This is a genomic window from Rhodanobacter soli (assembly GCF_039523495.1).
Lineage (GTDB): Bacteria > Pseudomonadota > Gammaproteobacteria > Xanthomonadales > Rhodanobacteraceae > Rhodanobacter > Rhodanobacter soli.
In genome coordinates, this window is sequence record NZ_BAAAFK010000002.1 from 227,305 (window position 1) to 243,002 (window position 15,698).

Below are 15,698 nucleotides of genomic sequence, written 5' to 3' on the forward strand. Positions count from 1 at the left end.
GGCGGTGGTTTTCCCTGGGTTTCCCTGCGCTGTCCCCCGACAGAAGGCTGCAGCCTGCTACCATTTGCGGCCTGATGTCCAGTCTGGAGTCCACTGATGTCATCCCCCCATTCCGCGACGGCGTCATCGATGCCGGCAAATGCCGAAAATCGTTACGAAGTGACGCGCGCCGACCTGCCACTGTCCTGCCCGATGCCCGGCATGGCGCTGTGGAATTCGCACCCGAAGGTGTACCTGCCGATCGTCGACGATGGTGGCGAATCAACCTGTGCCTACTGTGGCGCGCATTACGTCTTGCGCGACTGATCGTCCGGGTCCACCCGAACCGCTGGCGGCACTACTTTTGCATGTCTCCAGAGAATGAAAGCCTCCAGCCCCGAGCTCATGCCCAGCATTGCCGTGCCCGCCAAGCTGCTGACCGTGGTCCAACTGATCCCCGCGCTGCATTCCGGCGGCGCGGAGCGTTCGGCGCTGGAGATCGCACGGGCGCTGGTGCAGGCCGGCCACCGCTCGGTGGTGATTTCGGCCGGCGGGCGGCTGGCCGAACAGTTGCAGGCCGAGGGCAGCGAACACATCACGCTGGACCTTGGCCGCAAGTCGCTGGGCACGCTGACCCGGCTTGGCGCGTTGCGCCGGGCGCTGCGTGAGCTGAAGCCCGATATCGTGCATGCCCGTTCGCGGTTGCCGGCCTGGATGGGCTGGTGGGCGCTGAAGGGGATGACGCCGCGGCCGCATTTCGTCACCACCGTGCACGGACTCAATTCGCCGGGCCGCTACAGCGCGATCCTGTTGCGCGGCGAGCGCGTGGTGGCGGTTTCGCAGACCCTGCGCGACTACGTGCTGAGCCACTACCGCTGGCTGGAGCCGGGCAAGGTGCGGGTGATCCCGCGTGGCATCGACCCGGTGGCATTCCCCTACGGGCATCGGCCGGACGATGCCTGGCAGAGGGCATTCTTCGCCGAGTTTCCGGCGCTGACCGGCGCGCCGCTGCTGACCCTGCCCGGGCGCGGCACGCGGCTGAAGGGGCACCACGATGCGATCGAGCTGCTGGCCGACCTGAAGCGCCGCGGCATCGAGGCACGGTTGCTGCTGCTGGGCGTGATCGAACCCGGCCGCGAGGCCTACGCGGCCGAGTTGCGGGAGCTGATCCGCGTGCGCGGGGTGACCTCGCAGGTGGTGCTGACGCCACCGCGCCACGACGTGCGCGACATCTACGCGATTTCCGCGCTGGTGCTGCAGCTGTCGAACAGGCCCGAATCGTTCGGACGCACGGTGATCGAGGCGCTGTCGTTGTGCCGGCCGGTGCTGGGCTACGCGCACGGCGGCGTCGGTGAATTGCTGGCCGAACTGTATCCGGCCGGCCGCGTGCCGCCGGGCGATCGCGAGCGGCTGGTCGAACGGGCTGCCGAGCTGCTGCGGGTGGCGCCGCCGATCTCGCCGCTGCAGAGCTACCGTCTGGTCGACATGCAGCAGGCCACGCTGGCGCTGTACGACGAAGTGACCGCCGACTGAGACGGCCCGCCGCTTGGCGGGTATGCGCACTCGCCTACAATGCGTGATCTCCTCGTTCCGGTCCGCGCATGAATTCCTTCACCACCTCACTCAAGGCCGCGCTGCGTTCCCCGCTGCTGCCGTTCTGGCTGGTGGTCGCGTTGCTGCCGTTCGGGCGCAGTTCCGAGCTGGGCACCGCGCTGTGCCTGCTCGGCGTGATCATGCTGTTCGCGCGCGACCCGCAGGCGCTGCGCCAGCATGCCGGCGCGCGACTGCTGTTGTGGTTGCTGGCGGCCTACGCGGGGGCGGCGTTGCTCTCCGCCGTCGACGCGATCATGCCGGGCAAGAGCTGGGGCACCGTGGCCGCGCTGCTGCGTTATGCGCCGCTGGGCCTGTACGCCTGTTTTGCGATCCGCCGCGAGCACAAGTTGCAGGCGCTGTATGTGGCTGTGGCCTGGGTGCTGGCGCTGTGGTGCGCCGATGCCTGGCTGCAGGCGCTGACCGGCTGGAGTCTGGGCGGGCATGCCGAGGCCGAACGCGTTTCCGGCATCTTCGGCGCCGACAATCTCAAGCTGGGGCCGAGCCTGGCGGTGCTGTCGCCGTTCGCGCTGTGGGCGGCGCGGCGGCATTGGGGCCTGCCGGGCCTGCTGCTGGCGTTCGTGCTGGTGCTGGGACCGGTGTTGCTGGCCGGTTCGCGCGCGGCGTGGCTGTGCTACACGCTGGTGGCGCTGGGCTTTGCCTGGCGCGAGGCGCGTTCGCCGCTGCGCTTTGCCGGTTTCTGCGCGGTCGCGGCGGTGCTGCTGACGCTGGCCGGCGGTATCGCGTGGAAGACTTCCGCGCGCTTCCACGATCGCATCGAGCGCACACTGTTTGCGTTGCACGGCACCGACCAGTCCATCGACACGGCGCTCAGCGGTCGGCTCGAGATCTGGCACACCGGCGTCAACATGTTCATGGCGCATCCGGTCAACGGCGTCGGCGTGCGCGGCTTCCGCTATGCGTATCCGCAGTACGCCGCGGCGAACGATCACTTCGTGGTGACCACGGAAGCCTGCGGTGTGGGCGAGGGCGCGTGTCATGCACACCAGCTGGTGCTGGAGGTGCTCGCCGAGACCGGCACGCTCGGCCTGCTGCTGTGGCTCGCCGGCGTGGCGCTGGCGTGGCGCGCGTGGCGACGGGTCGGCGCCGCGGCGCGGGCGCGGGCGTTCCCGGTCACCCTCGCGCTGGGCGTGATGCTGTTCCCGCTGAACACCCACCTGGCGTTCTATTCGGCGTGGTGGGGGTTGCTGTTCGCCTGGCTGCTCGGGCTGTGGTGCGCCGCGTTATTTGTTGCCGGCATCCCTGCCGGCACAGCTGAACCCGGCATCCGTGCCGGACTCCTCACAGAAGCACGCCCCCTGGAGACGCGCGATGGGGCGTGAGTTGCTGTCGGTGGTGGTGACCACGTTCAACAATGCCGACACGCTCGACGCCTGCCTGCGCGGAGCGGGCTGGGCCGACGAGATCGTGGTGCTGGACTCGGGCTCGACCGACGCCACCGCCGCGATCGCCGCGCACTACGGCGCGCGCATCCACACCCAGCCGTTCGCCGGCTACAGCGCGCAGAAGCAGGCGGCGATCGATCTGGCCAGCCATCGCTGGGTACTGCTGCTGGATTCCGACGAGTCGCTGGACGCGGACGCCGCCACGCGCCTGCAGCAGGCACTGTTGGCACCGGCCTGCGCGGGCTACCAGTTATGGCGGCGCGAGTGGCAGTTCTGGCGCTGGCAGTCGCGGCGCGGGCGACTGAATCATTACGTGCGCCTGTTCGACCGGCAACGCGCGCGCATGAGCGGTCACGAGGTGCACGAGGAAGTGCACGTGGATGGCCCGGTGGGTGTGCTCGACGTGGTCATCGATCATTACGGCGAACCCGACATCGCCGGACGCGTGGCCAAGGCGAATCGCTACTCCAGCCTGCAACTGGCCGACCTGGCCAGACGCAAGGTCGGCTGGCTGCGGCTGCGCATGGTGGCGTATCCGACGGTGGCGTTCCTGCGCTACTACGTGCTGCGCGGACACTGGCGCTCCGGCTGGGCCGGCTTCATCGCGGCGCGCATCCACGCGTTCTACGCGTTCCTGAAATACGCCAAGCTGTACGAGCGGCGGCGGCCGCGGGATTGAACGGGCTCCACGGCTCAGTTGCCGGCGAGTATCTGCAGGAACTGGGCGGCGATCACCTGCATGCTGAAATGCTGTTGTACGTAGTCATGTGCGGCTGCGCCCATCGACGCCAGCAGGGCTGGATCGCATAGCTTCAGGATCGCGTCGCGCCACGCCGCCGCGTCGCCCGGCGGCAGCAGCAGGCCGGTCACGCCCGCCTCGAGTGTCTCGGGAATCCCGCCGATGTCGCTGCCCAGCACGGGGATGCCGGCGGCCTGCGCCTCGACCGAGACCCGACCAAACGTTTCCGTGGCGATCGACGGAAAGGCCAGCATGGAGAGTGCGCTGTAATAGGGGTGAACGTCGGAGATCCAGCCCAGGAAGTGATGCCGGCTTGCGGTCGGGTCCGCCGCGGCGCGCGCGCGCAGCGCCTGTGCATCGGGGCCGTCGCCCAGCCACAGGCAATGCAGCCGCGGCTGTTCCGCCATGGCCGCGCTGACGGCCTCGAACAGCGGGAAGATACCCTTGCCGCCGTGCATGCGGCCGCTGTAGCCGAGCACGATCGCTTCTTCGTCCAGACCAAGCGAGCGCCGGATCTCGCTGCGCCGGTACGGATCGGGCCGGCACAGTTCCATGTTGACGGGATTGTAGAGCACCCGCACCAGAGGACCCGGGACGCCTCGATCCAGATAGGCCTGGCGGGCATGCTCCGAGACGGCGAGGAAGCGTTGCGCGAGGCGCGGGATCAAATAGGCGGAAAGGCGTTTCATCGGCGGCGTGCGATGGCGGAACAGTGCGACCGGCACGTGCAGCAGGCGTCCGATCAGGATCAGCGGCCAGTATTCCTTGCCGAAATTTCCCACCAGCCAGTCCGGCTTCAGTTGTCGCGCTGCCTTGATGACGGCGACATAGCCGCGCAGGTCAAACACGTTGCAGAATTTCGCCTTGTACCGACGCACATCGGAGCGGGCCAGCCCTTGCCAGATCGGGCCATCGGGATAGACCGCCGCACCCACCTGATGCCCGGCTGCGGCCATGGCTTGCGCCAATGCGACGAAGTGGCTGGCGGCGCCGGTGCTTTCGGGGTTGGTGCCGACAAAGAGCAGCTTCACGCGCGGCGATCCTCGTAGCGCGACAGCACCCGCATGGCGAATTGCGGCAGCAGGTGGTGGCGCGCCACCTGCACCCGCGGCAGTTGCCACAGGTCCATGCCGGCGAAGGTCCGGCCGCGTCGGGTCGTGGTTGCGGCGGCGAAGCCGGCTTCGCGCACCCTGCCGGCCACGCGCTCGTCGGCGTCGCCATACGGGTAGCAGAACTGCGTGACGGGCGCGCCGAGGCGATCCTCCAGCGCCGCCTTGCTGCCGTGGATCTCGTCGTGCAGTTGCGCGTCATCGCATTGCGTCAGCCGGGGGTGGCTGCGGCTGTGCGCACCGATTTCCATGCCGCCGCGGTGCCAGTCGCGCAGTTGCTCCGCGGACATCAGCGGCTTGCGTATACCCAGCCGCTCGGCATCCCACTGGTTGTATCGCCCGATGCTGCCGCTGACCACGTAGCAGGTGGCGCTGAAGCCGTAGCGCTGCAGGATGGGCAAGGCCTCGAGGTTGTCCACGTAGCCGTCGTCCAGCGTGATGACGGCGATGCGGCCGGTACGTTCGCCCTGCAGGTACGGCATCGCGGCCGACATGGACAACCCGGTGTAGCCGAATCGGCGCAGCAGCCACATCTGCCGCGCGAAGGCGGCCGGGCTCACGAACAGGCTGCGGTACACGCGCAGGTCGCGCGGTGCGCGCGCGATGTTGTGGTACATGAGGATGGGCAGGGCGGGTGTTCCCCGCGAAGCGGCGTCGCTCACTTTTCCAACTCCTTTGTCGGTGCGGTGCAAGGGAGTGGCGAACCATCGCGCGGGTCCTTTCCGGCCCGCTCGTGCCGCTGGCCTGGAAGACCCGGTGCTCTCCGGGGATCGGGATGGTTGCGCAAAGTCGCCACTCGGATGCGAGGCGGGTCGGCGAAGTCGACCCGGATCTCGAAAGTGGCGCAATTTTCGGCGGGCCAGGCTTTCACCCGGCTGTCGGACGAATCAGTAGATCGCCGGTGCGCCGGGCGGCCGCGTCTTGAAGCGCTTGTGCACCCACAGGTATTGCTCGGGCGCCTCGCGCACCATCTGCTCGATGCAGGCGTTGACGCGGGCGGTGTCGGTTTCCGCGTCAGTACCGGGGAAGCCATCCAGCGGTGCGCCCAGGCGCAGCGCGTAACCCTCGTTGCCGGGCAGGCGGCGATGGAAGAACGGGATCACCAGCGCACCGGACATCCGCGCCAGGTGATGGGTGGCGGTGATGGTGGCCGCCGGCACGCCGAAGAACGGCACGAACACGGTGTCCTTGCTGCGCATGTCCTGGTCCGGCGCGTACCACAGCGTGCCACCGCCGCGCAGGTACTTCACGGTGCCGCGGATGTCGTCCTTCTCGAACATCGCGTCGGCGTAGTCCAGTCGTGCACGCAGCACCACCCATTCGAACACGGCCGAGTCCATCCGGCGGTACATGCCGGCGATGCGGATACGCTGCGAGACCAGCCGCGCGCACAGCTCCAGGTGCGAGAAGTGCCCGCCGACCAGCAGCACGCCCTTGCCCTGCGCGCGCGCCGCCTCGAGGTGTTGCAGTCCTTCGATGCGGGTGGGGATGTTGGCCATGCGCCGGCCGCTGCCCATCCAGCCCAGTGCGAACTCCACCAGCATCAGGCCGATGTCGCGCAGGTTCGCATCGACCAGCGCGGCACGCGCGGCGGCATCGAGTTCGGGAAAGCACAGTGCGATGTTCGCCGCGGCGATGCGCCGTCGCGCGGAGGGAACGCGCAGCAGCAGCGCGCCGAGCCGTCGACCCAGCCACATCAGCGCGCGCTGCGGCAGCCGCGCGATCAGCCAGATCGTGCCCACGCCCAGCCACGCCGGCCAGTGGCGCGGCGCGAGCAGCGAACGGGTGAAGGTGGGACGGGGCATGCCGGGCATCGTGCGCATTGTAGTGGAGGCGGCGAAGCGGGAACGGCGGGCGGCAGCGTGTCGCATGCTTCAGCCTCGCGTGCCGTTCCCGCTCCATCCGCTCTCGTATACTGCCGCGTTGGACTGACGGGCATTGACGTTGCGCTATCTCTACACCCTCGCGATGTTCCTGGTGACGCCGCTGCTGGTGCTGCGGCTGCTGGCACGCGGGGTGCGTTCGCGGCCCTACCACCGGCGCTGGCCGGAGCGGTTCGGCTTCTTCGATCCGCCCGGCTTCAGCGGCAGCTTGTGGGTGCATGCAGTGTCGGTCGGCGAGGTGAATGCGGCGGAGCCGCTGATCAAGGCGCTGCGGCGGGATTATCCGAATGCCCCGCTGGTAGTCACCACGGTCACCCCGACCGGCACCGCGCGCGTGCAGCAGCTATTCGGCGACAGCGTGTTCCACGTCTACCTGCCGTATGACCTGCCGTACGCGGTGGGCCGCTTCCTGAAGAAAGTCCGGCCGCGGCTGGCGCTGATCGTGGAAACCGAGATCTGGCCGAACCTGTATCACAGCTGCCACAAGCGCGGCATCCCGCTGATGATCGTCAACGCTCGGTTGTCGGAACGCTCGCTGCGCGGCTACAAGCCGCTGCGCGGGTTGCTGCGCTCGGCGCTGCGCTGCGTGCGCCTGATCGCCGCGCAGTCGCGCACCGATGCGGCGCGCTATCGCCTGCTCGGGGCCGACCCGCAACAGGTGCTGGTCACCGGCAACATGAAGTTCGACATGCCGATACCGATCGGTGCGGTCGCCGACGGTGCGTCGATGCGCGAACACTGGGGGCCGCGGCGACCGGTATGGATGGCGGCCAGCACCCACGAGGGTGAGGAACTGGCGGCGCTGGAGGCGCACCTGCAGGTGTTGAAGCGATTGCCCGATGCGCTGCTGCTGCTCGCGCCGCGCCACCCGGAACGCTTCCGGCTGGTCGAGCACGCGGTGCGCAGCCTTGGCTTCACGGTCGCCACGCGCGGCCTCGAAGGCGTGCCGTCGGCGTCGCACCAGGTCTTCGTGATCGACGCGATGGGACAGTTGATGCCGTTCTTCGCGGCGTCGGACCTCGCCTTCGTCGGCGGCAGCCTGGTGCCGATCGGTGGCCACAACGTGCTGGAGCCGGCGGCCTTGTCGGTGCCGGTGCTGGTGGGCCCGCATACCTTCAACTTCGAGGAGATCACCCGCAGCCTGATCGAGCAGGGCGGCGCCGAACGCGTGGCGGACGCCGGGCGGCTGGGTCCGGCCGTGTTGAAGCTGTTGCTCGATGCCGCAGGACGCGGACGGATGGGGCAGGCGGCGCAGGAAGTCTTCGAGCGCGAACGCGGTGCGGTGCAGCGGGTCATGCAGCTGATCGATACGCTGCTGCAGGAATGACGGTGCACAAAACGAGACGGCCGGGTGCGAGCCCGGCCGTCTTCGCATGCCGCGCGCAGCGGTTTACTGCAGCAGCGCGTTGATCTCCTCGATGTCCTTGAGAGCGGCCGTTCCCGCGGTCTGCTTGAGCAGCAGCTTGTTCAGGATGAACTGGTGGCGGGCCTGCGAATAGCTGCTTTCCGAGGAGGTCAGGGTCTGGATCGCCAGCAGCACGTTGGTCATGGTCTGGGTGCCCACCTCGAAGCCGGCCCGGGTTGCCTCGAGCGCCTTGCGGCCGGAATCCACCGAGGCTTTGGCCGACTCCACCTGGGCGATGCCGGCGATCACCGAGCGGTAGAAGTTGAGCGTGTCGCGTACCACCTGACGCCGCTGCGCTTCCATCGCGTCGGCGGCGGCGTCGCGCTGGTAGATCGACTGGCGCACCCGTGACTGGGTGAGGCCGCCGGAGAAGATCGGCACGTTGAGGGTCAGCCCGATCGTGGTCGAGGCGGGGTCGCGGTAGCGGGCGGCGGCGTCGCTCTCGGACCAGCCGGCGCTCTTGCCGTAGCTGACGCCGGCGGTAATCGTCGGCAGGTGGCCGGCGCGCGCGGCGCTGATGTTGTGCTGCGCCGTCTCCACGTTGTTTTTCTGCGCGAGCAGGTTGGGGTTGGTTTCCAGCGCCTGCTTGACCCAGCTTTCCTGATCGGCCGGTGCCGGCGGCTGCATCGGCAGGTCGTCGCGCAGCTTCTTCAGGTCGCCGGCCGGCTTGCCGGTGATCTGGGTGAGCGCCTCGCGGGCATCGTTGAGCGCATTCTGCGCGGCGATGGTCTGCGACTTGGCCGCCTCGTAATAGGCCTTGGCCTGGTACACGTCGGTGATCGCCGAAAGGCCGACCTTGAAACGCTGGTCGGATTGCTCGTACTGCTGGCGGAAGGCGTCCTCGTTGGCCTTGGCGTAGGTCAACTCATCCTCGCTGGTGAGCACGCCGAAGTAAGCCGCGGCCACGCGCCCGTAAAGCTCCTGCGCCGCGGCCTGGTACAGCTCGTCCTGTGCATCCGACGCTGAATGGGCGGCCTTGAGGTTGGCGTACTTGCTGAAGTCGAGCACGGTCTGACTGAGCGTGCCGTTGATCGAACGCGAACGGCTATGGCCGATCTGGTTGCCGCCGTTGGTCTGGTTGAGGCTCATGCTGGCGCCGATCTGCGGCAGCAGCAGCGCGCGTGCCTGGTCCACCCCTTCGCCGGTGGCCAGCCGGGTGGCGTCGGCCTGCGACAGCACCGGGTCGTTGGCGCGCGCATCGCGATAGGCATCGAGCAGATCCTCACCATGGCTGGGCAGCGAGATGGCAGCCAGGGCCAGGGCAAGAGTAAGCAGCTTCAAACGCATGGAGTGCCTCGTGGGGATCGATTCGGGGGCGAAATCAGAATACGAACCGTTGCGGCGGTTCGGCATGGGTCAGGTAGGGCAGGTCGGTTTCGAACAGGACTTCTTCGCGATAGCGGCCGGCGCCTTCATGGGTGAGCAAGGTGGCCTGCTGCACCGGCGACTGGCCGCGGATGACCACCGCACGTGCGCCAGGCTTGAGCCAGCTCAGCCAGCGTGCCGGGGTCGCGTGCACCGCACCGGTCACCATCAGCGCATCGAACAGGCCATCGGGCTGCCACGCGTTGACCGCTTCGCCGGTGACCAGGCTGGTGTTGGCGATGCCGGCGGCCTGCAGGCGCCGGGCGGCGGCCGCGGTGAAGTCGGCGTGGATGTCGATGCTGGTTACCTGCGCGGACAAGGTGGCCAGGCAGGCGGTGAGGAAGCCCGAACCGGTGCCGATTTCCAGCACGCGGTCGGTGGGCAGCAGCTCCAGCGCCTGCAGCACGCGGCCTTCCACCACCGGCTTCATCATCACCTCGCCGTGGCCCAGCGGCAGGCACAGGTCGGCGAACGCCAGCTGGCGGTGCTCGGCGGCGACGAAGTCCTCGCGGCGCACGCGGCTGATCACGTCCAGCACGCGGCCGTCCAGTACTTCCCACGGGCGCACCTGGTTTTCCACCATGTTCAGTCGCGCCTGCTCGATATTCATCGCCATCTGCTCGTGTCCCATACGGATCGAAAAAGGTCAAAGAGGATAAGCGCTTGCGCCCGCCCCTACAATGACGCGCTCACGACGGTGACAAGCCTGCCGGTTGCATGGCGGGTCACGAAGTGCCGGAAGTCATCGCAAGCGGTTGACGGGCGTCACCCGTTGTCGGGTGCATGCGCAAATGGCGCCGAAGCCGTGGTTCCGGCGCCATCTTGGAAAATAATTGAACCGCCGCGTATAATAAAGCCAGAATTCCCGTTTGTGAAGGTGGAGGCATGAATACCAGCGCGCCAGTCAAGTCCCAGGGTCCCGGCCGCCCGAAGGACATGGAGAAGCGTGCGGCCATCCTGGTGGCGGCGAAGGCCTTGTTCATCCGCAATGCGTTCGCCGGTACCAGCATGGACGCGATCGCGGCGGATGCCGGTGTGTCCAAGCTCACCGTGTACAGCCACTTTGGCGACAAGGACAACCTGTTCCGCGAAGTGATCCGCTCGCGCATCCAGGACCTGCTGCCGGAGGAGACCTACTTCTTCGATCCGCACGCCGACATCCACGACACCTTGCTGCGGGTGGCGCTGACCCATGCCCACCTCGATTGCAATGCCGAGACCGTGGGCACGTTCCGCGCCATCCTCAGCGACTGCCGCCAGGGCAACCCGCGCTACGGCAAGCTGATCTGGGAAGAGGGTGCATCGCGCACGCACGAACTGATGGAACGCCTGCTGCGGCGGGCGGTTGACGCCGGCCAGCTGGACATCGACGACGTGCCGCGCGCCAGCGTGCAGTTCCTCACCCTGATCAAGGGCAACCTGATGATGCGCCAGATGTTCGGCTGCACCGAATGCCCCGAGAGCTATGTCGAGGAAATCGAGGCCACGGCGCGGGCCGGTGTCGAGATGTTCCTGCGCGCCTATCGGCCGCGCTGAATCGACACGATGGAATCGGGCCAGGTGAAGTCCCCTTCACCTGGCTTTTTCATGTGCGTTCCTAGGCTGGCCGGACTTTCGACGGCACGGGCAGTGCCCGTCGCGATCCATCCCCGTCCGCAGGAGCAAGCCATGGCCAAGACCAAGCCGTTCGTCAGCGACATCGAGAACATCCGCAAGCGCGCGCGCCAGGACATCGACAAGGGCGCGATGACGGCCGGCTACCGTGCCGATCGCGGAACGGTGGTCAAGCTGCTCAACCACGCGCTGGCCACCGAGCTGGTCTGCGTGCTGCGCTACAAGTTTCACTACTACATGGCCTCGGGCATCCACTCGCAGGCGATCAAGGCCGAGTTCCTGCAGCATGCGAACGAAGAGCAGGGCCACGCCGACCTGATCGCCGAGCGCATCACCCAGCTCGACGGCAAGCCGAACCTGTCACCGGAAGGTCTGCTCAGCCGCAGCCATTCGGACTACGTCGAGGGCGAGGACATCGTCGACATGATCAAGGAGGACCTGGTCGCCGAACGCATCGCGATTGACAGTTACCGCGAGATCATCAACTACATCGGCACCGACGACTCGACCACCCGCCGCATGCTGGAGGGCATCCTGGCGATGGAGGAGGAACACGCCGAGGACATGAACACGCTGCTGGAACAGCTCGGCAAGAAGGGCGAGCCGGCCAAGCCGTCGCCGACCCGGAAAGCCGCGGGCAAGCGCGGCTGATCGTGCACGGCGGCGCGCACGCACGCCGCGCGACGTATCACCAGCCGGCCAGCACCAGCTTGCCGATCGTGCCGCCCGATTCCAGCCGACGATGCGCCTCGCGCAGGTTCGCCGCATTGATCGGCACCAGTGTTTCGGTGCGCGTGCCGCGCAACTCACCCGCATCGATCAAGCTGGCGACCCGGTCGAGAATGCGGCCCTGCTCGGCCATGTCGGGGCTATTGAAACGCGCGCGGGCGAACATGAATTCCCAGTGGATGCCGATGCATTTGGCCTTGTACGGGTCGCCGATCCTCAGCGCGCCGGCCGGCTCCACGATCAGGCCGACGTGGCCTTGCGGTGCGAGGAGCTGGCCGATCGCATCCCAATAGTGATCGGTATCGGCGAGGTTGAGCACCGCGTCGACCCGGCCGAAGCCCAGCGCTTCCAGTTGCGGTGCCAGCGCGTGGCGATGGTTGACCACGTGCAGCGCGCCCATCGTGCGGCACCACTCCGTAGTCTCGTTGCGCGAAGCCGTGGCGATCACCGTGAAGCCCGCGCGTCGCGCCAGCTGGATCGCGATCGAGCCGACCCCGCCGGCGCCGCCGATCACCAGCAGCGACTTGTCTTCGCCGCCGTGCTCGCTGTCGAACGGCATGCGCTGGAACAGCAACTCCCACGCGGTGATCGCGGTCAGCGGCAACGCCGCCGCCTCGGCCAGATCCAGCGACCGCGGCGCATGGCCGACCAGGCGTGCGTCGACCAGCTGGAACTGCGCGTTGCTGCCGGGGCGGGTGACGTCGCCGGCGTAGTACACGCGCTCGCCCGGCTGGAAGCCGTCGACCGATTCGCCGACGGCCTCGACAACGCCGGCGGCGTCGTAGCCAAGCACCTTCGGTTGCGCCTCGACCTGCGGCTTGGGCGAACGGAGCTTGGTGTCGACCGGATTCACCGACACCGCCTCGACGCGTATGAGCAGGTCGTGCGCGCCGGGCGCAGGCGTGGGCAGTTCGACGTCGAGCAGCGACTGCGGGTCGTCGGCCGGCAAGTAGCGGGTGAGGGCGACGGCTTTCATGGGCATCTCCGGCAACAGGGGGGCGGGCTTGCACCGACGGCAATCGGCGTTCGGCGAAGGGCTCGTTCCAGGACTCGTTCCAACAAGGGCGACAAGGATACGGCGGTGAGGCGTCGTCAGTGTGTCGAACCGGATGGCTGTTCGTTACGGCAGTCCATCCGTGGCTTCGTGAGGTGCCGGCGCGCCATCAATTCACGGTGGATGACTGGCAGCGTTGTAAGCTTGCTCACCCCGTTCGTTGCCCACGCAGGAGTCGCCCGATGCAGACCCAGGACACTTCGAACCCGCCACGCCACGGCATCCGCCGCGCCATCCTGGCCTTGCTCGCGTTGCTGGTGCTGTGCGTGGCCGCGCTGATGTGGTGGTGGGACAGCGAGCCGGCACTGTTCGATCCGGTGGCGGTGACCCGGACGCAGATGCAGGAATTGAAGCGGCCGGTCAGCATCGGCGCGACCACCACGGTCACCCTGATCAGCTCGGTGCGCACCCTGCTCGACAAGCGCGGCGGCTACCTCAGCAACGACAAGCTGCCGCCCGGCGTGTTCATGGACAACGTTCCCAATTGGGAATTCGGTTCGCTGACCGCCTCGCGCGACCTGGTGCGCGCGCTGCGCAACGACTTCAGCCGTTCGCAGACGCAGTCGACCGAGGACAAGGACCTGGCCGAGGCCGATCCGTTGCTCAACAGCCCGAACGACCGTTGGCTGCTGCCCAGCTCGGAGAGCCAGTACCGCAAGGCGATCAGGCATCTGGACGGCTATCTGGGCCGGCTCGGCGACAGCGACGACAGCAACGCACACTTCTACGCGCGCGCGGACAACCTGGCCGATTACCTGCAGGTGGCTTCGGCACGGCTGGGCTCGCTGTCGCAGCGGCTGTCGGCCAGCGTGGGCCAGATCCGCCTCGGCGACGTCCCCTCGGTCGACGCGCCGGCGGAGGCCAGCACGGCACGCGCGCCCGCTGGCGGCCGGATGGTGAAAACCTCATGGACCAGGATCGACGACAATTTCTACGAAGCGCGCGGCTACACCTGGACCCTGCTGGAACAGCTCAAGGCATTCCAGCAGGATTTCGGCCCGATCCTGCGCAGCAAGCACGCCGACGTCAGTCTGGAGCAGGTGATTCGCGAGCTGGAGGAAGCGCAGCGTCCGCTGCACAGCCCGATGGTGCTGAACGGTTCGCCGTTTGGTTTCTTCGCCAACCACTCGCTGGTGATGGCGAACTACGTATCGCGCGCGAACGCGGCGCTGATCGATCTGCGCGAACTGCTCAGGCGCGGCTGATCCGGACGAACAAACCCCGCCGGGGCGGGGTTTGTTCACGCGTGGACAACTTGCTGGCGACGGGTTCAGCCGCTGATGGCGTCCTGGTAACGCTGGAAGCCGGCGAGGATCTCGGCCTTCGCTTCGTCGGCGCCGACCCAGCCTTCGACCTTCACCCACTTGCCCTTCTCCAGATCCTTGTAGTGCTCGAAGAAGTGGCCGATGCGCTCCAGCCAGTGCGGCGAGACGCCCTTCATGTCGTTGATGTGCGCGTAGCCCGGGAACACCTTGGGCGACGGGATCACCACCAGCTTCTCGTCGCTGCCGGCCTCGTCGGTCATCTTCAGCATGCCGACCGGATGGCAGCGGATCACCGAGCCGACGGCCAGCGGCAGCGGCAGGATCACCACCGCGTCCAGCGGGTCGCCGTCGCCGCCCAGCGTGCGCGGCACGTAGCCGTAGTTGCACGGGTAGCGCATTGGGGTGGACAGGATGCGGTCGACGAAGATCGCGCCGCTTTCCTTCTCCACCTCGTACTTGACCGGCTCGGCATCCTTCGGAATTTCGATGATGACGTTGATTTCGTCCGGCACGTTGCGACCGGCGGAGACGAGGTGCAGACCCATGGAATATCCTTGGCGATGAAGGGGGAAAGAAGGTTCGCAAGAATACGCCAAACGCTGCTGCGACGCAGCAACGATGGGCCCGCCACGGCGGTGGTCAGGCCTTCTTCGGCTTCTTGTAAGGCCGCTCGCGCAGCCATTTGGTGGCAATCCACTTCTCGCCATCAAGCACCGGCAGACCGGCATGCAGCGAACTCTGGTCGCCGCCTTCGTAGGCGAAATACACGGCCGCGCCACGCCGCGCGGTGACGGTGAGGCCAAGTTCCGGGAACGCCGTGCCGCCGCCTTGCGCGGGCGTGTTCAGGTACATCACCACGCTGGCGATGCGCTGCCCGCCCACCGCGGTGATCGCTTCGTAGCCGGGCTGCTCCGGATCGAACCAGTCGAAGTGCGGCTCGTACTCCTGGCCTGGCAGGTAGTGCAGGATCTGCAGGCCTTCGCCATGGTTCGCCGGCACGCCGAGCAGGGTAGCCAGGCGCTGCTCGATGCGGCCGACCAGCGGCATTTCGTTCAAGGTGAAGAACATGCCCTCGCTGGTGCGTCGCCGGTCCACCTGATGACGGCCCTCGCTGTCGACGGTGAGCGCGCGCTGCAGCCGCGGCCGCGCCAGCGCGATCAGTTCGTCGCACTCCGGCCCGCTGAGGATGTTCTCCAGCACCCGCAATGCCGGCACGTCGACGCTGAGCGAGACGCCGACGGCGTGCCCGTCGATGCAGACTTCCGGCGCCTCGGGGTGTTTCGTGCGCAGTCCCTGCGGCGATCCCTTGGCAGTGCTGGCGAGCAACGTCGCCAGCGGCAGCTTCAGCACCTCGGCGACGATGCTGCGGCTCTGCCGCGGGTCGTAGCCGCTCTCCTTCAGCAGCCGCAGCACCTCCGGCACGCCATGCCCGGCCCGGGTCGTGGCCAGAATCCATTCGCGCAGTTCGGGGCTGATGGTGGTGCGTGGGTGCATGGCGATGGGGAAGGGTGACGGATCACGAAAGCTTACTTCAGGCCACCCCGCCATACGACGCGAGCC

16 protein-coding genes are annotated in these 15,698 nt (G+C 67.6%); 8 read left to right on the forward strand and 8 right to left on the reverse strand.

What is annotated here, in order from left to right:
* Positions 1–96: 96 nt before the first annotated feature.
* From ABD024_RS16090 to ABD024_RS16105, 4 genes are all read left to right on the forward strand, one after another.
* Positions 97–306 carry a zinc-finger domain-containing protein gene (locus ABD024_RS16090; protein WP_343855381.1) on the forward strand — a complete coding sequence of 70 codons (210 nt, stop codon included), beginning with the start codon at positions 97–99 and terminating at the stop codon, positions 304–306.
* Positions 307–384: 78 nt separating this feature from the next.
* Positions 385–1,512: a glycosyltransferase gene (locus ABD024_RS16095; protein WP_343855382.1), complete on the forward strand. Its 1,128-nt coding sequence runs from the start codon at positions 385–387 to the stop codon at positions 1,510–1,512.
* Positions 1,513–1,580: 68 nt separating this feature from the next.
* Positions 1,581–2,912, forward strand: coding sequence for an O-antigen ligase family protein (locus ABD024_RS16100; protein ID WP_343855383.1), 1,332 nt, complete (start codon positions 1,581–1,583; stop codon positions 2,910–2,912).
* On the forward strand, positions 2,902–3,654 hold the full coding sequence (locus ABD024_RS16105) for a glycosyltransferase family 2 protein (protein WP_343855384.1): 753 nt from the start codon (positions 2,902–2,904) through the stop codon (positions 3,652–3,654). The genes ABD024_RS16100 and ABD024_RS16105 overlap by 11 nt, the downstream gene beginning before the upstream one ends.
* Positions 3,655–3,668: 14 nt before the next feature.
* Here ABD024_RS16105 and ABD024_RS16110 read toward each other — a convergent pair whose 3' ends face one another.
* From ABD024_RS16110 to lpxL, 3 genes are all read right to left on the reverse strand, one after another.
* Positions 3,669–4,745 (reverse strand): glycosyltransferase family 4 protein, encoded by a 1,077-nt coding sequence (locus ABD024_RS16110; protein WP_343855385.1) that lies wholly within the window; start codon positions 4,743–4,745, stop codon positions 3,669–3,671.
* Positions 4,742–5,440 (reverse strand): polysaccharide deacetylase family protein, encoded by a 699-nt coding sequence (locus ABD024_RS16115; protein WP_343855433.1) that lies wholly within the window; start codon positions 5,438–5,440, stop codon positions 4,742–4,744. Before ABD024_RS16115 ends, ABD024_RS16110 begins: the two co-directional genes overlap by 4 nt.
* Positions 5,441–5,710: 270 nt before the next feature.
* Positions 5,711–6,628, reverse strand: coding sequence for an LpxL/LpxP family Kdo(2)-lipid IV(A) lauroyl/palmitoleoyl acyltransferase (gene lpxL, locus ABD024_RS16120; RefSeq protein ID WP_343855386.1), 918 nt, complete (start codon positions 6,626–6,628; stop codon positions 5,711–5,713).
* A gap of 139 nt (positions 6,629–6,767) precedes the next feature.
* Between lpxL and waaA the strand changes: the two genes are divergently transcribed.
* The gene (gene waaA, locus ABD024_RS16125; protein ID WP_343855387.1) at positions 6,768–8,033 is read left to right on the forward strand and encodes a lipid IV(A) 3-deoxy-D-manno-octulosonic acid transferase; all 1,266 of its coding nucleotides are present in this window, start codon (positions 6,768–6,770) and stop codon (positions 8,031–8,033) included.
* 63 nt (positions 8,034–8,096) lie between these two features.
* Here waaA and ABD024_RS16130 read toward each other — a convergent pair whose 3' ends face one another.
* Entirely contained in the window at positions 8,097–9,398 is a 1,302-nt protein-coding gene (locus tag ABD024_RS16130) for a TolC family outer membrane protein (RefSeq protein WP_343855389.1), read from the reverse strand.
* Positions 9,399–9,432: 34 nt separating this feature from the next.
* Positions 9,433–10,092 (reverse strand): protein-L-isoaspartate O-methyltransferase family protein, encoded by a 660-nt coding sequence (locus tag ABD024_RS16135; RefSeq protein WP_343855390.1) that lies wholly within the window; start codon positions 10,090–10,092, stop codon positions 9,433–9,435.
* A 269-nt stretch (positions 10,093–10,361) separates the two neighbouring features.
* Here ABD024_RS16135 and ABD024_RS16140 point away from each other — a divergent pair, with 269 nt between their 5' ends.
* Both ABD024_RS16140 and ABD024_RS16145 read left to right on the forward strand, forming a co-directional pair.
* Entirely contained in the window at positions 10,362–11,012 is a 651-nt protein-coding gene (locus ABD024_RS16140) for a TetR/AcrR family transcriptional regulator (RefSeq protein ID WP_343855391.1), read from the forward strand.
* A gap of 132 nt (positions 11,013–11,144) precedes the next feature.
* Positions 11,145–11,741 carry a ferritin-like domain-containing protein gene (locus ABD024_RS16145; protein ID WP_343855393.1) on the forward strand — a complete coding sequence of 199 codons (597 nt, stop codon included), beginning with the start codon at positions 11,145–11,147 and terminating at the stop codon, positions 11,739–11,741.
* 37 nt (positions 11,742–11,778) lie between these two features.
* Here ABD024_RS16145 and ABD024_RS16150 read toward each other — a convergent pair whose 3' ends face one another.
* Positions 11,779–12,795, reverse strand: a complete 1,017-nt coding sequence (locus tag ABD024_RS16150; RefSeq protein ID WP_343855395.1) for a zinc-binding alcohol dehydrogenase family protein — start codon at positions 12,793–12,795, stop codon at positions 11,779–11,781.
* Between the two features lie 260 nt (positions 12,796–13,055).
* On the opposite strand from ABD024_RS16150, the gene ABD024_RS16155 reads away from it, so the two are divergent.
* Positions 13,056–14,078 carry a DUF2333 family protein gene (locus tag ABD024_RS16155; protein WP_343855396.1) on the forward strand — a complete coding sequence of 341 codons (1,023 nt, stop codon included), beginning with the start codon at positions 13,056–13,058 and terminating at the stop codon, positions 14,076–14,078.
* A 65-nt stretch (positions 14,079–14,143) separates the two neighbouring features.
* Here ABD024_RS16155 and ppa read toward each other — a convergent pair whose 3' ends face one another.
* Together ppa and ABD024_RS16165 are read right to left on the reverse strand one after the other, a co-directional pair.
* A complete protein-coding gene (ppa, locus tag ABD024_RS16160) occupies positions 14,144–14,683 on the reverse strand; it encodes an inorganic diphosphatase (RefSeq protein ID WP_343855397.1) in 540 nt (179 codons plus the stop codon).
* A 94-nt stretch (positions 14,684–14,777) separates the two neighbouring features.
* The gene (locus tag ABD024_RS16165; RefSeq protein WP_343855398.1) at positions 14,778–15,632 is read right to left on the reverse strand and encodes a 2OG-Fe(II) oxygenase; all 855 of its coding nucleotides are present in this window, start codon (positions 15,630–15,632) and stop codon (positions 14,778–14,780) included.
* Between the last annotated feature and the right edge of the window lie 66 nt (positions 15,633–15,698).